This is a genomic window from Nocardioides palaemonis, from assembly GCF_018275325.1.
Taxonomy (GTDB): domain Bacteria; phylum Actinomycetota; class Actinomycetes; order Propionibacteriales; family Nocardioidaceae; genus Nocardioides; species Nocardioides palaemonis.
The window spans coordinates 1194401-1209770 of record NZ_JAGVQR010000004.1; the positions used below are offsets into that span (position 1 = coordinate 1194401).

19 protein-coding genes are annotated in these 15370 nt (G+C 72.4%); 7 read left to right on the forward strand and 12 right to left on the reverse strand.

The annotated features are described in order from the left end of the window. Window positions 1-8: 8 nt before the first annotated feature. Entirely contained in the window at window positions 9-947 is a 939-nt protein-coding gene (locus KDN32_RS21525; RefSeq protein WP_211734711.1) for a thymidylate synthase, read from the reverse strand. Between the two features lie 244 nt (window positions 948-1191). On the opposite strand from KDN32_RS21525, the gene KDN32_RS21530 reads away from it, so the two are divergent. Both KDN32_RS21530 and KDN32_RS21535 read left to right on the forward strand, forming a co-directional pair. Then, on the forward strand, window positions 1192-2097 hold the full coding sequence (locus tag KDN32_RS21530; RefSeq protein WP_211734713.1) for a haloalkane dehalogenase: 906 nt from the start codon (window positions 1192-1194) through the stop codon (window positions 2095-2097). Window positions 2098-2170: 73 nt separating this feature from the next. Further along, a complete protein-coding gene (locus KDN32_RS21535; RefSeq protein ID WP_211734715.1) occupies window positions 2171-2344 on the forward strand; it encodes a hypothetical protein in 174 nt (57 codons plus the stop codon). Between the two features lie 13 nt (window positions 2345-2357). Here KDN32_RS21535 and KDN32_RS21540 read toward each other — a convergent pair whose 3' ends face one another. Further along, window positions 2358-2657 (reverse strand): hypothetical protein, encoded by a 300-nt coding sequence (locus tag KDN32_RS21540; protein ID WP_211734717.1) that lies wholly within the window; start codon window positions 2655-2657, stop codon window positions 2358-2360. A 75-nt stretch (window positions 2658-2732) separates the two neighbouring features. On the opposite strand from KDN32_RS21540, the gene KDN32_RS21545 reads away from it, so the two are divergent. After that, window positions 2733-3152 (forward strand): hypothetical protein, encoded by a 420-nt coding sequence (locus KDN32_RS21545; RefSeq protein ID WP_211734719.1) that lies wholly within the window; start codon window positions 2733-2735, stop codon window positions 3150-3152. Between the two features lie 9 nt (window positions 3153-3161). Here the strand turns inward: KDN32_RS21545 and KDN32_RS21550 are convergent, their stop codons facing one another. The 3 genes from KDN32_RS21550 to KDN32_RS21560 are packed head-to-tail and all read right to left on the reverse strand — an operon-like array spanning window position 3162 to window position 4546. After that, window positions 3162-3719 carry a hypothetical protein gene (locus tag KDN32_RS21550; RefSeq protein WP_211734721.1) on the reverse strand — a complete coding sequence of 186 codons (558 nt, stop codon included), beginning with the start codon at window positions 3717-3719 and terminating at the stop codon, window positions 3162-3164. Window positions 3720-3776: 57 nt separating this feature from the next. After that, a complete protein-coding gene (locus KDN32_RS21555; RefSeq protein WP_211734723.1) occupies window positions 3777-4190 on the reverse strand; it encodes a hypothetical protein in 414 nt (137 codons plus the stop codon). Beyond that, window positions 4187-4546, reverse strand: a complete 360-nt coding sequence (locus KDN32_RS21560; RefSeq protein ID WP_211734730.1) for a hypothetical protein — start codon at window positions 4544-4546, stop codon at window positions 4187-4189. The genes KDN32_RS21555 and KDN32_RS21560 overlap by 4 nt, the downstream gene beginning before the upstream one ends. A gap of 222 nt (window positions 4547-4768) precedes the next feature. Here KDN32_RS21560 and KDN32_RS21565 point away from each other — a divergent pair, with 222 nt between their 5' ends. The 3 genes from KDN32_RS21565 (at window position 4769) to KDN32_RS21575 (ending at window position 7541) form a co-directional block, all read left to right on the forward strand. After that, on the forward strand, window positions 4769-5368 hold the full coding sequence (locus KDN32_RS21565) for a DUF4956 domain-containing protein (RefSeq protein WP_211734732.1): 600 nt from the start codon (window positions 4769-4771) through the stop codon (window positions 5366-5368). 62 nt (window positions 5369-5430) lie between these two features. Further along, the gene (locus KDN32_RS21570) at window positions 5431-6201 is read left to right on the forward strand and encodes a polyphosphate polymerase domain-containing protein (protein ID WP_211734734.1); all 771 of its coding nucleotides are present in this window, start codon (window positions 5431-5433) and stop codon (window positions 6199-6201) included. Next, complete coding sequence (locus tag KDN32_RS21575) at window positions 6198-7541, forward strand: CotH kinase family protein (protein ID WP_211734736.1); 1344 nt, start codon at window positions 6198-6200, stop codon at window positions 7539-7541. The genes KDN32_RS21570 and KDN32_RS21575 overlap by 4 nt, the downstream gene beginning before the upstream one ends. A 203-nt stretch (window positions 7542-7744) precedes the next feature. Here KDN32_RS21575 and KDN32_RS21580 read toward each other — a convergent pair whose 3' ends face one another. After that, the gene (locus KDN32_RS21580; RefSeq protein WP_211734738.1) at window positions 7745-8455 is read right to left on the reverse strand and encodes an EcsC family protein; all 711 of its coding nucleotides are present in this window, start codon (window positions 8453-8455) and stop codon (window positions 7745-7747) included. A 165-nt stretch (window positions 8456-8620) separates the two neighbouring features. Here KDN32_RS21580 and KDN32_RS21585 point away from each other — a divergent pair, with 165 nt between their 5' ends. Beyond that, window positions 8621-10033 carry a hypothetical protein gene (locus KDN32_RS21585; protein WP_211734740.1) on the forward strand — a complete coding sequence of 471 codons (1413 nt, stop codon included), beginning with the start codon at window positions 8621-8623 and terminating at the stop codon, window positions 10031-10033. 166 nt (window positions 10034-10199) lie between these two features. On the opposite strand, the gene KDN32_RS21590 is transcribed toward KDN32_RS21585, so the two are convergent. The 6 genes from KDN32_RS21590 to KDN32_RS21615 all read right to left on the reverse strand — a co-directional run bounded on the left by KDN32_RS21590 (window position 10200) and on the right by KDN32_RS21615 (window position 15283). Further along, window positions 10200-12494, reverse strand: coding sequence for a heavy metal translocating P-type ATPase (locus tag KDN32_RS21590; RefSeq protein WP_211734741.1), 2295 nt, complete (start codon window positions 12492-12494; stop codon window positions 10200-10202). Then, window positions 12484-13395, reverse strand: a complete 912-nt coding sequence (locus KDN32_RS21595) for a DUF8832 domain-containing protein (RefSeq protein ID WP_211734743.1) — start codon at window positions 13393-13395, stop codon at window positions 12484-12486. The genes KDN32_RS21590 and KDN32_RS21595 overlap by 11 nt, the downstream gene beginning before the upstream one ends. Before the next feature lie 5 nt (window positions 13396-13400). Further along, complete coding sequence (locus KDN32_RS21600) at window positions 13401-13604, reverse strand: heavy-metal-associated domain-containing protein (RefSeq protein ID WP_211734744.1); 204 nt, start codon at window positions 13602-13604, stop codon at window positions 13401-13403. A 13-nt stretch (window positions 13605-13617) separates the two neighbouring features. Further along, a complete protein-coding gene (locus KDN32_RS21605) occupies window positions 13618-13920 on the reverse strand; it encodes a metal-sensitive transcriptional regulator (RefSeq protein WP_211734746.1) in 303 nt (100 codons plus the stop codon). Between the two features lie 16 nt (window positions 13921-13936). Then, the gene (locus KDN32_RS21610) at window positions 13937-14740 is read right to left on the reverse strand and encodes a glycerophosphodiester phosphodiesterase family protein (RefSeq protein ID WP_307854280.1); all 804 of its coding nucleotides are present in this window, start codon (window positions 14738-14740) and stop codon (window positions 13937-13939) included. Window positions 14741-14896: 156 nt separating this feature from the next. Then, on the reverse strand, window positions 14897-15283 hold the full coding sequence (locus KDN32_RS21615; RefSeq protein ID WP_211734748.1) for a tetratricopeptide repeat protein: 387 nt from the start codon (window positions 15281-15283) through the stop codon (window positions 14897-14899). Between the last annotated feature and the right edge of the window lie 87 nt (window positions 15284-15370).

The window sequence follows — 15370 nt, forward strand, 5'->3', positions numbered from 1 at the left end:
GAGTGTTGTCACATGAACTCCCTCAGTATCGCGTCGCGCATGTCGTCGGCGATCTGGCCCATCGCCTCGGCGTCCTTCGACTTTCTTGCAACATGGTGAGCAAGGATGCGAACAAGGTCAGCCCAGTACGGGTCTGTCGGTAGGCGTACCCGCTCGTACGGGACGCCTGCCCGGACTTGCGCTTCGGCCGCTACCAACTCTTCGGCTTGCCGCCACGGGTCTCCCGGCGGCATGGGGGGCATCCCGTCAGTGGTGCTCTGGTACCCCTCACTGAGGTAGACCCCGACCGACTCCTCGTGCTGGTCGTAGAGATGGAGGCTGCCAGCGTTGTGCACGTACCTGCCAGGCTCTGCGTTCAGTGAGCGAGCGACCATCTCCTGCAACATCGTGAAGGCGAAGACGTCGTGAGGCAGTCCTACGTAAGCGTCGTTCGAACGCATCGAGACCACCATGTGCAAGCGTCCGTCGCGCAGCAGGAACTGCATGGTGCAGGTGCATGGGATGTCCTTGAACCGTGGTGAACGATGGTCGGACCGGTCGAAAATCTGCACCACTGCCCGCCGCGAAGTCGGGTTCTCTTTCAAAAGCGCGATGACGTTCCGGATCTGCGCATCCTCGTCCTGCCCGAACAGACGGGGCCCGTAGCCGCCGTGAATCGTCCCGTCCTCCTCAAGCTCGGCGGCGTAGTTCGGCAAATAGAAAACAACGGGCTCGCCCGAGTTCGAGCCGGACAAGTACCAGCAGAGCTCGGCCACCCCGCTCACCACGCGGCGACGAGATTCGCTGCGACTCAATCGTGCACGGACGTTCGTCAACTCGAGTGTGGCACCGACGATCTCGCGAAATCGGCCTCGGTTTGCGGTCACCCAATTGCCCTGATGACCTATCTCAACGTACGTCTCGCGAAGCAGGTCATCGACCGTGCTTGCCTGGGCGCTGAATGCCATCGGTGTCCCCCATCGTGTGAGACACTCAGTATCGACACCAGGCCGGTGTTCAGCGGTGCACGGCGCGCGGCAGTCCTCGGTCGCTCCGGCTCATGTCGCATCGACGCCATAGGTGTTCAACGTCGAACCTGCTGGAGATCCCAGCAGCCTTGTCACGCGCCTGTCGCGATGAGTGCGTCCTTGCGCCGCTAATGGGCGCGCCAAGTTCTCCGGTTGACTCCGACCCTGCTGCAACACTGACGCGATGGAGGTCTACCGCACCCCCGACCACTCGTTCGACCACATCCCCGACTTCCCGTGGGAGCCGGCGTACGCCGAGGTGGCCGACCCCGACGGCGGGACGCTGCGGATGGCGTACGTCGACACGGGGCCGGCGGACGGGCCGGTCGCGCTGCTGCTGCACGGCGAGCCGTCGTGGTCCTACCTCTACCGGCACGTGATCGAGGTGCTGACGGGCCGCGGCATCCGGTGCGTGGCGCCGGACATGGTCGGCTTCGGGCGCTCCGACAAGCCGGTGCGGACGGAGGACTACTCGTTCGCCCGGCTCGTGGAGTGGACGCGCGAGCTCGTCTTCGACCACCTCGACCTGCGTGACGTGACGCTGGTCGGGCAGGACTGGGGCGGGCTGGTCGGGCTGCGCCTGGTCGCCGAGTACCAGGACCGGTTCGCCCGGGTGGTGGCGGCCAACACCGGACTGCCGACCGGCGACTTCGACATGCCGGAGGTCTGGTGGCAGTTCCGCCGCGCGGTGGAGACCGCCCCAACCCTCGACGTAGGGCGGCTGGTCGCGGCCGGCTGCGTACGGCCGATGGCCGACGAGGTGCGAGCGGCGTACGACGCGCCCTTCCCCGAGGAGCGGGCCAAGGCGGGCGTGCGCGCCCTCCCGACGCTCGTCCCGACCCGCCCGGACGACCCCGCCACCGACGCCAACCGTGCCGCGTGGGAGGTGCTGTCGGCCAGCGACCTGCCGTTCCTCGTCGCGTTCAGCGACGGCGACCCGGTCACGGGTGCGATGGCGCCGATCCTGCGCAAGCTGGTCCCCGGCACCCGGGGTCTCGACCACCCGACCATCCGCGGGGCCGGCCATTTCCTGCAGGAGGACGCCGGCGCCGAGCTCGGGCGGGTCGTCGCGGACTTCATGGCCGGATGAAGGTCCACTGCGGCGGCGCACCGGGCCGCTACCCTCGGCCGACGACGTACGCACCGACGACAGGGGGATCGTGATGGAGCAGCAGCTGGCATGCCCGTTGTGCCAGGGGACGGAGTTCGAGCGGCAGGAGTCGCGCCAGGACTCGAAGTGGGGCTTCACCTCCCACAAGATGACGCTGATGATCTGCCTGCAGTGCCGCTACGTCCTGCACTTCTCCCAGGGGCACTCGGTCTTCGACTTCGACTGACCGAAGCGTTCGGTCAGGGCTGGTAGGGCTTGCCCTCGCTGCGCGGGTCGAGGCTGGGGTAGCCCGCCTTCGGCGCGCGCCCCTCGGGCTGCGGCTCGTCGCCGCCCTCGTCCTGCTGCGGCGGCCCGTCCGGGGTGTCCACGACGCTCGTGTCGCGCACGCCGTCGGTCCCGACCTGCCCGGGACCGGTCGGTCCGACCCACTCGCTGCTCGACCCCATCCCGCCGGCCGCGCCGTCGGGGCCGTCGGAGTTCGGCGTGCCGCGCCGCTCCTCGGTCGCGGGCTTGTCGGTGGTCTCGTCCGGGTCGGTCATGGCGCGTCCCCTCGTCGTGAATGTCGGCGTCCCCGTTCCCCGGCGGGTGTCAGACATGCGCACTAACCTGCGGCCATGTCGCCCGAGGACCGGTTCGTGCCGTTCGGCACCGCGTGGATCAGCGACCTGCTCTACCGCGTCGTCGCCGACCACGGGGACCGGGGGAAACTCGTCGAGGTCGACGGCTGGCAGGAGGCAATGGACGAAGCCTGGCGTGGGATCGTCGACGACCTGCCCGAGTACTCGACCTGGGTGAAGGACTACCGCGCCGCGTCGGCCGACTGCTCGCTCGGTGTGACCATCACCGACGTCACCCGCGTGTCGGGGCGACGAGGCTACGGCGGGTTCGGCGTCAGCTACCCGGCCGACCTGCTGCTCGAGGGCGACGACAAGGTGGCCTCGATGCGGACGCTGATCCTCACCGCCATCGACCGGCACGTGGACCGGTGCGAGCTCGGCGTGCCACTGCTCAGCGAGGCCGTCAGCGGCGCGTGACCGACCGCGTCAGCCCTCGGCCGCGGCCTTGATGCCCAGCCGGACGCCGACGCCGATGATCGCGGTCAGGGTCGCCATCGACCCTCCCGCCACGAGGACGACGCCGGCGGCGAGGCCGAGATCCTCGGTGAGTCCGAGCAGCACGCCGCCGACGACCTGGGCGACCAGCCCGAGCTGGAGCAGGTTCATGAGCGAGTCGTACGCCTTGGGGCGGGCGGGGATCGACGTCGCCGCCATGGCGTGCCCGTCGCTGTCGAGCAGGCGGGCGCGCTCCGCGCTGGGGATCTCGGCGAGGAAGAGGGACTGCTCCTTCGCGCTCGCGAAGGTGAACTCGAGCGGCTCGTCACTCTCGTGCCGGACGAGCGCGACGCGCTGGCTCGTTGGCGTGGTGATCGCGGCGAGCTCGTCCCACGGCGCGATCTGGGGGCCGTCGTGGGTGAACACGCCCAGGCCGGCCGGCCCGAGACCCAGGGCGCGACGGCCCGAGCCGGACACCCATGCGTACGTCATGCCGGAGTTCTCGAGGTGCTGCCTCGGCTCTGGCGCCAGGTTCCAGATCTTGCCCATGACGGCCATGCTCGTTCCCCCGTTCATCGCGCCCGGACGGCGGGCGACGGAGGCAGTTTAGGGCCGGGAGGCGTCCGTCGCTGTCGAGCGCGTACGCCACAGCCACGCGAGCCCGACGAACGGCAGCACCAGCGGCAGCCAGCCGTAGCCGGCTCCGTAGTCCGACCACACCGTCTGGTCGGGGAAGAGCTCGGGGTCGAGGAGGGTGAGTGTGCCGACGGTGAGCACGCCGACGAGCTCGAAGCCCACGGCGGCGAGCGCGAGGCGGCGGGGGGAGGGGCCGACCTCGGCGAGACCGAGGGTGGCGGCGATGTAGACCAGCGCGGCGACCGCGGAGAGCGTGTAGGCCAGCGGCGCCTCGGAGGCCTTGGTGCCGAGCTGGACCAGCGAGCGGGCGGTCGCGGCGAGCGCGAAGACGCCGTAGACCGCCACGAGCGCGCGGCCCGCGCCGGACTTGGTCGAGGCGCTCACGAGGGCCACACCTGCTCGACGCGGAGGATGACGAACGCCTGCGCGAGCCCGGCGACCATCAGCACGGCGGTCGCGCCGCGACTGCGCTCGGCGAGCGACCAGACGAAGCCGATCGGGAGCAGGACGAGCCCGGCGAGGAGGTAGCCGAAGAGGGTGACCAGCCGGCCGCCGGAGAGGTCGACGCCGCCGACCTGGACCGCCGCGACGACCAGCAGGACCAGCGTCGCGGCCTCGATCAGGCCCGCGAAGCCGAGCAGGCCCCAGTCGGGCGTGCGGTCGAGGGCGACGTAGACCAGCACCACCGCCGCGAACAGCAGCGAGGCGACGAGCACGACGAGGGGGAGGGGTCCGTCCACGAGGTCTGATTGTTTCAGAGGGTCGTCAACGCCGTCGTCGGTGGCCGGGTCTCGTGACGGGCGCAGAGCGCCCTCCTCGACCAGCGGTCATCGGTCTCGTGACGGGCGCAGAGCGCCCTCCTCGACCAGCGAGGCGTACCCGTCCTCGACCAGCGAGCAACGTATGGCTGGTTCACAGGTTCGGTGCAGGTTCGCGACAGGTCGGCCCGCGAACCTCGGGGCATGAACCCCACCTACCTGCTCGCCGCCGTCGACCTGGTCGCCGTGCTGGTGCTCGCCCTCGCCGTCTACTACCCGCGCCACCGCCGGGCCGACCTCGTCACCGCCTTCGTCGCGGTCAACGTCGGCGTCCTGTCGGTGACGATCGTGCTGTCCAGCAGCGCGGCCACGGTCGGCCTGGGGCTCGGCCTCTTCGGGGTGCTGTCGATCATCCGGCTGCGCTCCGACGAGCTCGGCCAGCACGAGATCGCGTACTACTTCGCGGCGCTCGCGATCGGCCTGATCGGCGGCCTCGGCACCGGCGACGCGACGCTGTCGATCACGCTCATGGCCGCGCTGGTCGGCGTGCTCGCCGCCGCCGACAGCCGGCTGCTGCACCGCACCGGCCTGCGGCAGGTCGTCGTGCTGGACTCCGCGATCACCGACGAGCCGACCCTCGTCGAGCGCCTCGAGCTGCTCCTCGACGCCCGCGTCACCCGCGTCACCCCGATCAAGGTCGACCTCGTCAACGACACCACGACCGTCGAGGTGCACTACGCCCCGACGCCGGCGCCCGCGATGCCCAGCGCCGAGCGCCACGACGCGGCGGTGCTGACCCGATGAACAACACCCCACGACGTCCTCTCCGCCGCTTCGCTCCCCCGACGAGCGCCGCGGGGACCCCGATGAGCGCCCTCCACGACCTCCCCGCCGTCGGCCTCGACGAGCTCAACGCCGCGGCCGCGCTTCTCACCCGCGTCGACCGCAAGTACGTCGTCCCCGCCGCCGACCTCGACGCCCTCCTCGCCGGCATCCCGGGCCTGCGGGCGCTCGAGGTCGAGGACCGGCGCTGGTCGCGCTACGAGTCGACCTACCTCGACACCGTCGCGCTCGACTCCTGGACCGGCGCCGCCCACGCCCGCCGCCGCCGCTGGAAGGTGCGGACCCGGACCTACGCCGACACCGGCGAGTGCTGGCTGGAGGTGAAGACCCGCGGGCGGCGCGGCGCGACCGTCAAGGAGCGGCTGCCCCACGACGGGACCGACGTCGCCGGAGCGGCCTCCGACTGGGTCTCCGAGCGGCTCGCCGCCGCCCACGTGTTCCACGTGGAACCGCGCGGGCTCGTCCCGACGCTGCACACGGCGTACGTCCGCAGCACCCTGCTGCTCCCCGACGGCGCCGGCCGCGCCACAGTCGACCGCGACCTGCGCTGGGTCTCCGGCCACGGCACCGCCGAGGTCGCCGACGTCCTCGTCGTCGAGACCAAGTCGGCGTCGATGGCCCCCGGCCCGCTCGACCGCCGGCTCCGCGAGCTCGGCCACCGGCCGGTGCGGATCTCGAAGTACGGCACCGGGCTGGCGCTGCTGACGCCCGGCCTGCCCGGCAACCGCTGGCACCGGGTCACCTCGCGGCACCTCGCCGACCACCTCACGCTGGACGCGGGGGTGCTCGCGTGAGGCGGCGTACGTTCGTGGCCACGTGGGCGGTCGTCGCCGCGCTCGGCCTCGCCGGGTGCTCGTCGTCGGACCAGACTGCGTCCACCGCCGCGGTCGCCACCGCCGCGAAGGACGTCGCGGACGGCACCGGCATCTGGGACGAGTCCCAGCTCCACGAGATCGGCGTCGAGGTCGACCCCGACGCGGTCGCGACGATGATCGACACCTACCAGTCGTCGGGCGAGAAGGACTGGATCGAGGCCACGGTCACCATCGACGGCGAGACCTACGAGCGCGTCGGCATCCGGCTCAAGGGCAACTCCTCGCTGCGCGGCGTCTCCGACGACTCCGACCCGGCCGACCTGCCGTGGATGATCCGGCTCGACAAGTTCGTCGACGGGCAGTCGCTCGACGGCTGGACGTCCTTCGTGGTGCGGTCCAACAACTCGGAGACCGCGCTCAACGAGGCGGTCGCGCTCGACCTGCTCGCCGAGGCCGGGCTGGCCAGCGAGCACGCGATCTCCACGGCGTTCAGCGTCAACGGCTCCGACGCGCGGCTGCGGCTGGTCGTGCAGGACCTCGACGAGGAGTGGGAGGCGGAGAACTTCTCGACTGCCGGGCTGCTCTACAAGTCCGAGGCGAGCGGCGACTGGTCGTGGCGCGGCGACGACCCGGACTCCTACACCGACGTCTTCGACCAGGAGACCGGCGACGACGACCTCACGCCGCTCATCGACCTGCTCGACTTCCTCAACAACAGCAGCGACGCCGACTTCGAGGCCGAGCTGGCCTCGCACCTCGACGTCGAGGCCTTCGCGCGCTACCTCGCCTTCGAGGAGCTCGTCGACAACTTCGACGACATCGACGGCCCCGGCAACAACTCCTACCTGCGCTACGACGCGACGTCCGGCGGGTTCACGGTCGTGGCGTGGGACCACAACCTCGCCTTCGGCGGCTCGCCGGGCGGCGGCGGTGGCGACGGCGCCGGTGGTCCGGGCGGGTTCCCGGGTGGCGACGGCGAGCGACCCGAGGGGATGCCGACCGACATGCCGACCGACATGCCCTCGCCTCCCGCGGACGGTCAGCGTCCCGAGGATGGGATGGGCGGCGGCCCCGGCGGTGGTGGCGGTCCGGGCGGCGGGTCCAACGTGCTCGTCGAGCGGTTCACCGCCGTCGAGAAGTGGGCCGACCTGGTCGAGCAGGCCAAGGCCGACCTGACCGCCGAGCTGGTGGACAGCGGGTACGCCGAGGAGGCCCTCGCCGCGCGCGTCGCCGTGCTGACCGAGCAGGCCGGCGACCTCGTCGACGCAGCGACGGTGCAGGAGGAGGCCGATGCGATCCGGGAGTCCCTCGGTGGTTGAGGTGCGAGCGCACGCCCTCGGTGGTTGAGGTGCGAGCGCACGCCCTCGGTGGTTGAGGTGCGAGCGGAGCGAGCCTCGAAACCACATGCCTTGCTCGATGGTTTCGAGGCTCGTCGCTGGCGCTCCTCGCACCTCAACCACCGAGCGAGGGCTGGCGCTCCTCGCACCTCAACCACCGAGCGAGGGCTGGCGCTCCTCGCACCTCAACCACCGACGGCCGGGAACTCCTTCATCGCCTGGTCGGCGATCTTCTTCATCATGAAGCCGTCGATCCCGCCGCCGACGACGCCGCCGGCGAAGGGGATGCCGCGGCCGAAGCGGGCGAGCAGCTTCTCGCTCACCCCGCGCATCAGCCGGAAGCCGACCGCCTTGTTGACCACCATCAGCGCGGCGGGCGGCAGGCCGCGGAGGGCGTACGTCGTCGCGCGGGAGCCGGCCGAGGCCATCCCGGCCTTCTTGAGCACCTCGTCGGAGTCGGAGCCGACGAGGGTGAGCAGGACGGCGGTGCGCACCCGCGGCTCGTCGAGGTCGTAGCCGCGCAGCGTGGCGATGGCGCCGACCATGCGGGTGGCGAGGAGGTAGAACTCCGCGACGTTGACCGGCAACGAGACCGGCATGGTCACGAAGCCGCCGACGCCGGTGAGGAAGCCGCCGGCCGCGCCGGCGCCCGTGGCGCGCCGGGCCAGCGAGGCGATGGCCTTCTCCCGGTTGCCGCCGGCCTTCTCGAGCGCCTCGCGGGCGACCTCCTCGGCCGGGCGGAGCGGGCCGCGGCCCTTGAGGCCGGCCTCGACGAGCATCGAGACTAGCTTGTCGATCGCTCCGGGGTCGGGGTTCTCGTCCTGGGCGGCGTCGAGCGCGGCGCGGGTCTCCTCGGTCTCCTTGGAGCCCGGCGTGATGAGGTCCTTCAGTCCCATGGGCACACAGTAGGAGTCTGGCCCCAGCAAACGTCCCGCCCGCAGCGGTGAACCGCGCGCCGGTGAACTCAACGCACGAAAGAGTGAGACGGGCGTCACACGGGCCTAGCGTCGAGGCGACCGGGCGTACTCGGAAGCCCGACTCCCACCTCTCGGAGGCATCCCGTGCCCCACCGCTCCCTCCTCCGGGCCGCCGTCGTCGCGACGACCGCCCTCACCACGAGCCTGCTGGCTCCGGTCGCCGCGACCGCCGACGACGGCCCGACGCCCACGGCGTGCCCGGACGCGCTGGTCGACGTCGCCGACTGCTGGACCGGGCAGGACGCCTCCGGTGCGTTCTACGCCATCGCGGTCCCGCACGACTGGAACGGCGACCTCGTCGTCCACTCCCACGGCGGACCCGACCTCGACGACCCGACCGACGCCTCGCGCAGCCTCGACGACCTCGACCGCTGGGCGGTGATGCCGCGCGAGGGCTACGCCTGGGTCGGCTCGACCTACCGTCGCGGCGGCTTCGGCACCCGGATGGCGGTCGCCGACACCGAGGGCGCCCGGCAGGCGTTCGTCGCGGCCTTCGGCGAGCCCGGCCACACCTACGCCCACGGCCAGTCGTGGGGCGGCGACGTCGCGGCCAAGCTGGTCGAGGTGCACCCGACGACGTACGACGGGGTGCTGCTGACCAACGGCGTGCTCGCGGGTGCTTCCCGCGGGTACGACTACCGCGTCGACCTGCGGGTGGTCTACCAGTACTACTGCGGCAACCACCCGCGCCCGAGCGAGCCGCAGTACCCGCTGTGGATGGGGCTGCGGCCGGGTTCCACGATGACCTCGACCGGGCTGCGCGCCCGGCTCGAGGAGTGCACCGGCTACGCCTCCGACCCGGCCGAGCGCACCGCGCTGCAGCAGCAGAACCTCGACGACATCCTCGGCGTGACCGGGGTGCCGGAGCGCACCCTCGCCTCCCACCTGAGCTTCGCGACGTTCACCTTCCGCGACATCGTGAGCGAGAGGCTCGGCGGGCGGAACCCGTTCAGCAACCGCGGGGTGCGCTACTCCGGCAGCCACGACGACCGGGCGCTCAACCGCGGCGTCGAGCGGTTCTCCGCCGACCCGTCCGCGCGGCGCGACCTGATGTGGGACAGCGACCTCACCGGTGCCGTCGCGATCCCGACCGTCGACCTGCACGCGATCGACGACCCGACGGCGTTCGTCGAGCACGAGTCCGCCTACCGCGCCACGCGGGTCGGGGCGGGGACCGCGGACGACCTCGTCCAGGTCTTCACCGCCGAGTCCGAGCACAGCGCGCTGAGCGACAGCGGCTACGCCGCGGCGATGGACGCCCTCGCGACCTGGGTGACGACCGGCGCGAAGCCCACGCCCGCCTCGGTCGCCGCCGCCTGCCCGGGGTTCGACGCGACCTACGGCTCGGGCTGCTTCATCGACCCGACCTTCACCCCGGCGCCGTACGACTCCCGCGTCGCCGCGCGCCCGGGCGGGCGCCGCTGGCCGACGATGTCCGCCGCGCAGGAGCGGGCGTGGTCGCACGTGCCGGGGATCGGGATCCCGCTCGGTGGTTGAGGTGCGAGCGGAGCCGCTCGGTGGTTGAGGTGCGAGCGGAGCCGCTCGGTGGTTGAGGTGCGAGCGGAGCCGCTCGGTGGTTGAGGTGCGAGCGGAGCGAGCCTCGAAACCACACTGCTAAATGAGCTCGCAGGTTTCGAGGCTCGTCGCTGGCGCTCCTCGCACCTCAACCAGCGAGTGACGAGCGGAAGCTCCGGAGCCGCAGCGAGTTGGTCACGACGAAGACGCTGGAGAAGGCCATCGCGGCGCCGGCGAGCATCGGGTTGAGCAGGCCGGCGGCGGCGAGCGGGAGCGCGGCGACGTTGTAGGCGAACGCCCAGAACAGGTTGCCCTTGATCACCGCGAGGGTGCGCCGCGAGAGCCGGATGGCGTCGACCGCGACGAGCAGGTCGCCGCGTACCAGGGTGAGGTCGCTCGCCTCGATCGCGACGTCGGTGCCGGTGCCCATCGCCAGCCCGAGGTCGGCCTGCGCCAGCGCGGCGGCGTCGTTGACGCCGTCGCCGACCATCGCGACGACCTTGCCGGCGGCCTGGAGCCGCTGGACCTCGGCGACCTTGTCGGCGGGCAGCACGTCGGCGACGACCTCGTCGATCCCGACCTGTGCGGCGACGTGGCGGGCGGCGCGCTCGTTGTCACCGGTCAGCAGGACCGGCGTGAGGCCGAGCTCCCGCAGGCGGCGTACGGCCTCGGCGGAGGTCGGCTTCACGGTGTCGCCGACGACGATCACGCCGCGGGCGCGGCCGTCCCAGCCGACCGCGACCGGCGTCAGGCCATCGGCCTGCGCGGCGTCGACGGCCGACGCCAGCGAGTCGGGCAGGTGCTGCGACCAGTCGGCCAGCAGGCTCGGGCGGCCGACGACGACCGCGTACCCGTCGACGACGCCCTCGACCCCGAGGCCCTCGCGGTTGGTGAACCCCTCCACGGCTGGCATCTGAGGACGTGCTGCAGTCGAGGTGGCGGTCGCGGGGTGCAGGGCGTCCTCAGATGCCGGGGTCGGGGCGTACGCCGCGGCGATGGCCCGGCCGATCGGGTGCTCCGACGCCTGCTCGAGCGCGGCGGCGAGGCGGCGTACGTCGTCCTCCGACTCGCCCTCGGCGGCGACGACCGACTGGACGGTCATGTCACCGGTCGTCACGGTGCCGGTCTTGTCGAGCACGACCGTGTCGACCCGGCGGGTCTGCTCCAGCACCTCGGGACCCTTGATGAGGATGCCGAGCTGGGCGCCACGGCCGGTGCCCACCATCAGCGCGGTCGGCGTGGCCAGCCCCAGCGCGCAGGGGCAGGCGATGATCAGGACGGAGACGGCCGCGGTGAAGGCGGCCGTCGCACCGCCGCCCGCACCCAGCCAGAAGCCGAGGGTCGCGACGGCCAGGCCGATCACGACCGGCACGAACACCCCGGAGACGCGGTCGGCGAGGCGTTGCACCTCGGCCTTGCCGTTCTGGGCGTCCTCCACCAGCCGGGCCATCTGCGCGAGCTGGGTGTCGGCGCCGACGCGAGTCGCGCGGACCAGGAGCCGGCCGCCGGCGTTGACCGTCGCACCGACCACGTCGGCGCCCGGCCCGACCTCGACCGGCACGGACTCGCCGGTGAGCATCGAGGCGTCGACGGCGCTGGTGCCCTCGACGACGGTGCCGTCGGTGGCGACCTTCTCCCCGGGGCGTACGACGAACTCGTCGCCGACCGCGAGCTGGTCGACCGGGATGCGCGTCTCGACACCATCATGGAGCACCGCGACGTCGCGCGCGCCGAGCTCCAGCAGCGCCCGCAAGGCGGCGCCGGCCTGCCGCTTGGAGCGGTGCTCGAGCCAGCGCCCGGCCAGCAGGAAGGTGGTGACGCCGGCGGCGGCCTCGAGGTAGATGTTGCCGGCGCCGTCGCTGCGCTCGATCGTGATCCGGAACGGGTGGGTCATCCCCGGCTCGCCGGCGGTGCCGAGGAACAGCGCCCACAGCGACCAGCCGAACGCGGCCAGCACACCGACCGACACGAGCGTGTCCATCGTCGTCGCGCCGTGGCGCAGGTTGGTCCACGCGGCGCGGTGGAAGGGCAGCGCGCCCCACACCACGACCGGCGCGGCGAGCGCGAGCGAGGCCCACTGCCAGTAGGTGAACTGCCAGGCCGGGACCATCGCGAGCAGCACGACCGGGACGCTCAGCGCCGCGCTGACGACGAGCCGCTGGAGCAGCGGGTCGCGCTCGGGCGCCTCGTCGACGGATTCCTCGGACGCGGGCGGGCTCGGCAGCGCGGCGGCGTAGCCCGCGGCCTCGACCGTGCGCAGCAGGTCGTCGGTGGACACGGTGCCGGGGTAGGACACCTTCGCCTTCTCGGTGGCGTAGTTGACCGTCGCAGTGACGCCGTCGAGCTTGTTGAGCTTGCGCTCGATCCGGTTGGCGCACGACGCGCAGGTCATGCCGGTGATGGCCAGCTCGACGTCGGCGAGCGACTGTGCCTCAGTGCTCATGACCGCCCTCTCCGTGCTCGCCGGACGGTGCGCCGCCGGACACCACGGTGAACGCCGCGGTCCGGACCGTGCCGCCGTGCCTGAAGTCCAGGAACAGCCGGTACGTCCCCGGCGTCGGGAACGCGGTCGCGAAGTCGATCGGTCCGGGCGCGCCCTCCTCGGGGTGGACGTGGAGGTAGCCCAGGTCGCCGGCGCGGATCGCGACGAGGTGGCCGTACGCGCCGAGGTAGGGCTCGAGGTCGGTCACGGCCGTGCCGTCGTGCTCGACGGTCGCGGTCAGGACGGTGCTCGCGCCGGGAGCGGTGTCGCCGGCGAGGGTCACGGTGTACGCCCCGACCTCGGCGGTCCGGTCGTCCGCGGGCAGCGGCACCGGGCGGAAGTCGCCCGCGACCGACACGTCGTCGGCCAGCGTGACCCCGTCCCAGCCCTCGGGAGTGGAGTCGGCGATGACGCGCCAGGTGCCGGGCGTGAGGCGTACGTCGACCGACCACGTGCCGGTCGCGCGGTCGAGGCGCGGGTGGACGTGCTGGAAGCCGGTCAGGTCGCGGCGCACCACGATGAGGTGGAGGTCCTTCTCGTGCTCGCGGGTGTAGTCGAGCAGCGGGCGACCGCTGGAGGTGAGCACCCGGAAGTCCAGGCGCGTCCGTCCGGCCGGGAGCTGCCGGTCGGCGAGGTCGAGGGTGAAGCCGTCGGCCTGCGCGGTCAGGCCGGTGGCCTCCGCGACGGCCGAGCCGTGGCCGGCGTGGGCGTCGGTCTCGTCCTCGTGGGAGGCCATGCCGTCGTGGGCCGCGGGCGCCGGATCGGCTTCGACCGGCCCCACCACGCGCCCGGCCCCCCACGCCACCGCGAAGGCGGCGACGAGGGCGGCGGCGAAGGCCGCGGCGCGGACCGGGGTGCTCATCGGGCTCACGCCAGGGCGTACCCGGCCTCCTCGACGGCGGCGCGGACGGCCGACTCGTCGAGGGGCTGCTGGCTGGTGACGGTGACGGCGCCGGTCTCGACGACGACGTCGACCTTCTCGACGCCGGCGATCTCCGAGATCTCCTCGGTGACGGAGGCGGCGCAGTGGCCGCAGGTCATGCCGGTGACGGTGTAGGTGGTCTCGTTCATGTGTCTCTCCTCCTCATGACCTCACGAGGCGGGCGATCGCCTCGGAGGCCTCCTTGAGCTTTTGCTCCTGCTCGGCCCCGCCCTGGCGGGCGGCGTCGACGACGCAGTGGGCCATGTGGTCGTCGAGCAGCGACAGCGCGAGCGCCTGGAGCGCCTTCGTGGCTGCGGAGACCTGGGTGAGGATGTCGATGCAGTACTTCTCGTCCTCGACCATCCGCTGGATCCCACGGACCTGCCCCTCGATGCGGCGCAGCCGCTTGAGGTGGGCGGCCTTGGCCGCGTCGTTGCCCTCGAGGTGGCCGTGCTGCGCGCTCATGGCGTCGACGATACCCCTAGGGGGTATGTGATTCAAGGCGCGCCGGGCGGACCCACTGGCCCCGCGCCACCAGCACCTCGCGCAGCAGGTCGGGGCGGTCGGTGATGATGCCGTCGACCCCGGCGTCGAGCAGGGACCGCATCGTGGCGGGCTCGTCGACGGTCCACACCACGACCCGGATGCCGAGGTCGTGGGCGCGCGCGATCACCCGCTCGGAGTGGACCGGCAGCCGGCCGAGCCGGAGCGGGACGTGCGCGAACGCTCCGCCCGACCGCACCCCGAGCGGGCGTACGCCGCCGCGCGCGCACGCGACCAGCGACGTCAGCGAGCGCCACCCCAGCGCCGTCGTCACGCCCGGCGCCTCGTCCTGGAGCCGGCGCAGCCACCGGCCCCACGCGCCGGCGACGAGCACGCGGTCGGCCCAGCCGGCCCGGGTGCGGAGGAGGCGGGCCATCGGAGCGATCGCCCGCTCGTCCTTGAGGTCGACCGCGAACCGCGCCTGCGGGAACGCCTCCATCGCCTCGGCCAGCGTCGGCACCGGCTCGGTCCCGTGGACCCGCAGCCTCCGGAGGTCGGCGAGGTCGAGGTCGGCGACGCGGCCGGGGTGACCGGTGACCCGCTGGAGGGTGCTGTCGTGGAAGCACACGACGTGCCCGTCGCGGGTGACGTGGACGTCGGTCTCGAGGTGGGTCAGCCCGAGGGCGACCGATCGGCCGAAGGCGGCCAGGGTGTTCTCGGGGGCGAGCGCCGCGCCCCCGCGGTGAGCGATCGCGAGCGGGCCTCCCTGATTTCCGTAGCGAGGGTCGCCGTAGCTGGTCACGGATCCAGCATCGGCGCCCGCGGGCACCGCTGTCGCGGGTGCTCGCGAGTGTTCACCGAACCGTTGGACTAGGACACCTTCGTGGTCGCTGGTCGCACGCCATGGCGGGCGTCGAGCGGAGATTGGTCCGCTCGACCCCAGCCGTGGACGGGACCCTCAGCTCCGGTAGCCCCCCAGCAGCTCGGCGAGCCGCAGGTGCGGCTGCGCCTCGTCCCGGCGGCCCTTGCGCTGCAGGGCGCGGCCGAGCAGGAGGTGGGCGTAGGGCTCGTTGGGGTCGTGGTCGAGCAGCTCGGTCGCGACCCGGATCGTGCCGTCGAGCTGGGCGGAGTGGAAGAGCGAGCGCGCAAGCAGCAGGCGTACGTCGGTGAGCTCGTGCACCACGTCGCCGGGGTCGTCGAGCAGCTCGGTCAGCAGCACGGCGGCCTCGCGGTAGGCGCGCTCCTCGAACAGCGCCTGGGCGCGCACCCAGCGGTCGTGGGTGGAGTCCTCGAGCAGGCCCGCGTGTCCGCGGAGCAGCTGGTCGAACGGAGTGAAGTCGGTCATCGTCGCTCCTCTCGCGACTGACGTCGGCCCGGTGCCTTCGATGGTGCTCCTCCCAACACGCCGATCGCGGCAGGCATTCCGCCGGGC

Coding starts and splice junctions, on each gene's coding strand:
- KDN32_RS21570 (WP_211734734.1), top strand. CDS start 5,431: ATGAGCGCCCTCCACGACCTCCCCGCCGTCGGCCTCGACGAGCTCAAC.
- KDN32_RS21605 (WP_211734746.1), bottom strand. CDS start 13,920: ATGAGCGCGCAGCACGGCCACCTCGAGGGCAACGACGCGGCCAAGGCC.
- KDN32_RS21565 (WP_211734732.1), top strand. CDS start 4,769: ATGAACCCCACCTACCTGCTCGCCGCCGTCGACCTGGTCGCCGTGCTG.
- KDN32_RS21535 (WP_211734715.1), top strand. CDS start 2,171: ATGGAGCAGCAGCTGGCATGCCCGTTGTGCCAGGGGACGGAGTTCGAG.
- KDN32_RS21600 (WP_211734744.1), bottom strand. CDS start 13,604: ATGAACGAGACCACCTACACCGTCACCGGCATGACCTGCGGCCACTGC.
- KDN32_RS21545 (WP_211734719.1), top strand. CDS start 2,733: ATGTCGCCCGAGGACCGGTTCGTGCCGTTCGGCACCGCGTGGATCAGC.
- KDN32_RS21595 (WP_211734743.1), bottom strand. CDS start 13,395: ATGAGCACCCCGGTCCGCGCCGCGGCCTTCGCCGCCGCCCTCGTCGCC.
- KDN32_RS21540 (WP_211734717.1), bottom strand. CDS start 2,657: ATGACCGACCCGGACGAGACCACCGACAAGCCCGCGACCGAGGAGCGG.
- KDN32_RS21580 (WP_211734738.1), bottom strand. CDS start 8,455: ATGGGACTGAAGGACCTCATCACGCCGGGCTCCAAGGAGACCGAGGAG.
- KDN32_RS21530 (WP_211734713.1), top strand. CDS start 1,192: ATGGAGGTCTACCGCACCCCCGACCACTCGTTCGACCACATCCCCGAC.
- KDN32_RS21590 (WP_211734741.1), bottom strand. CDS start 12,494: ATGAGCACTGAGGCACAGTCGCTCGCCGACGTCGAGCTGGCCATCACC.
- KDN32_RS21550 (WP_211734721.1), bottom strand. CDS start 3,719: ATGGGCAAGATCTGGAACCTGGCGCCAGAGCCGAGGCAGCACCTCGAG.
- KDN32_RS21525 (WP_211734711.1), bottom strand. CDS start 947: ATGGCATTCAGCGCCCAGGCAAGCACGGTCGATGACCTGCTTCGCGAG.
- KDN32_RS21615 (WP_211734748.1), bottom strand. CDS start 15,283: ATGACCGACTTCACTCCGTTCGACCAGCTGCTCCGCGGACACGCGGGC.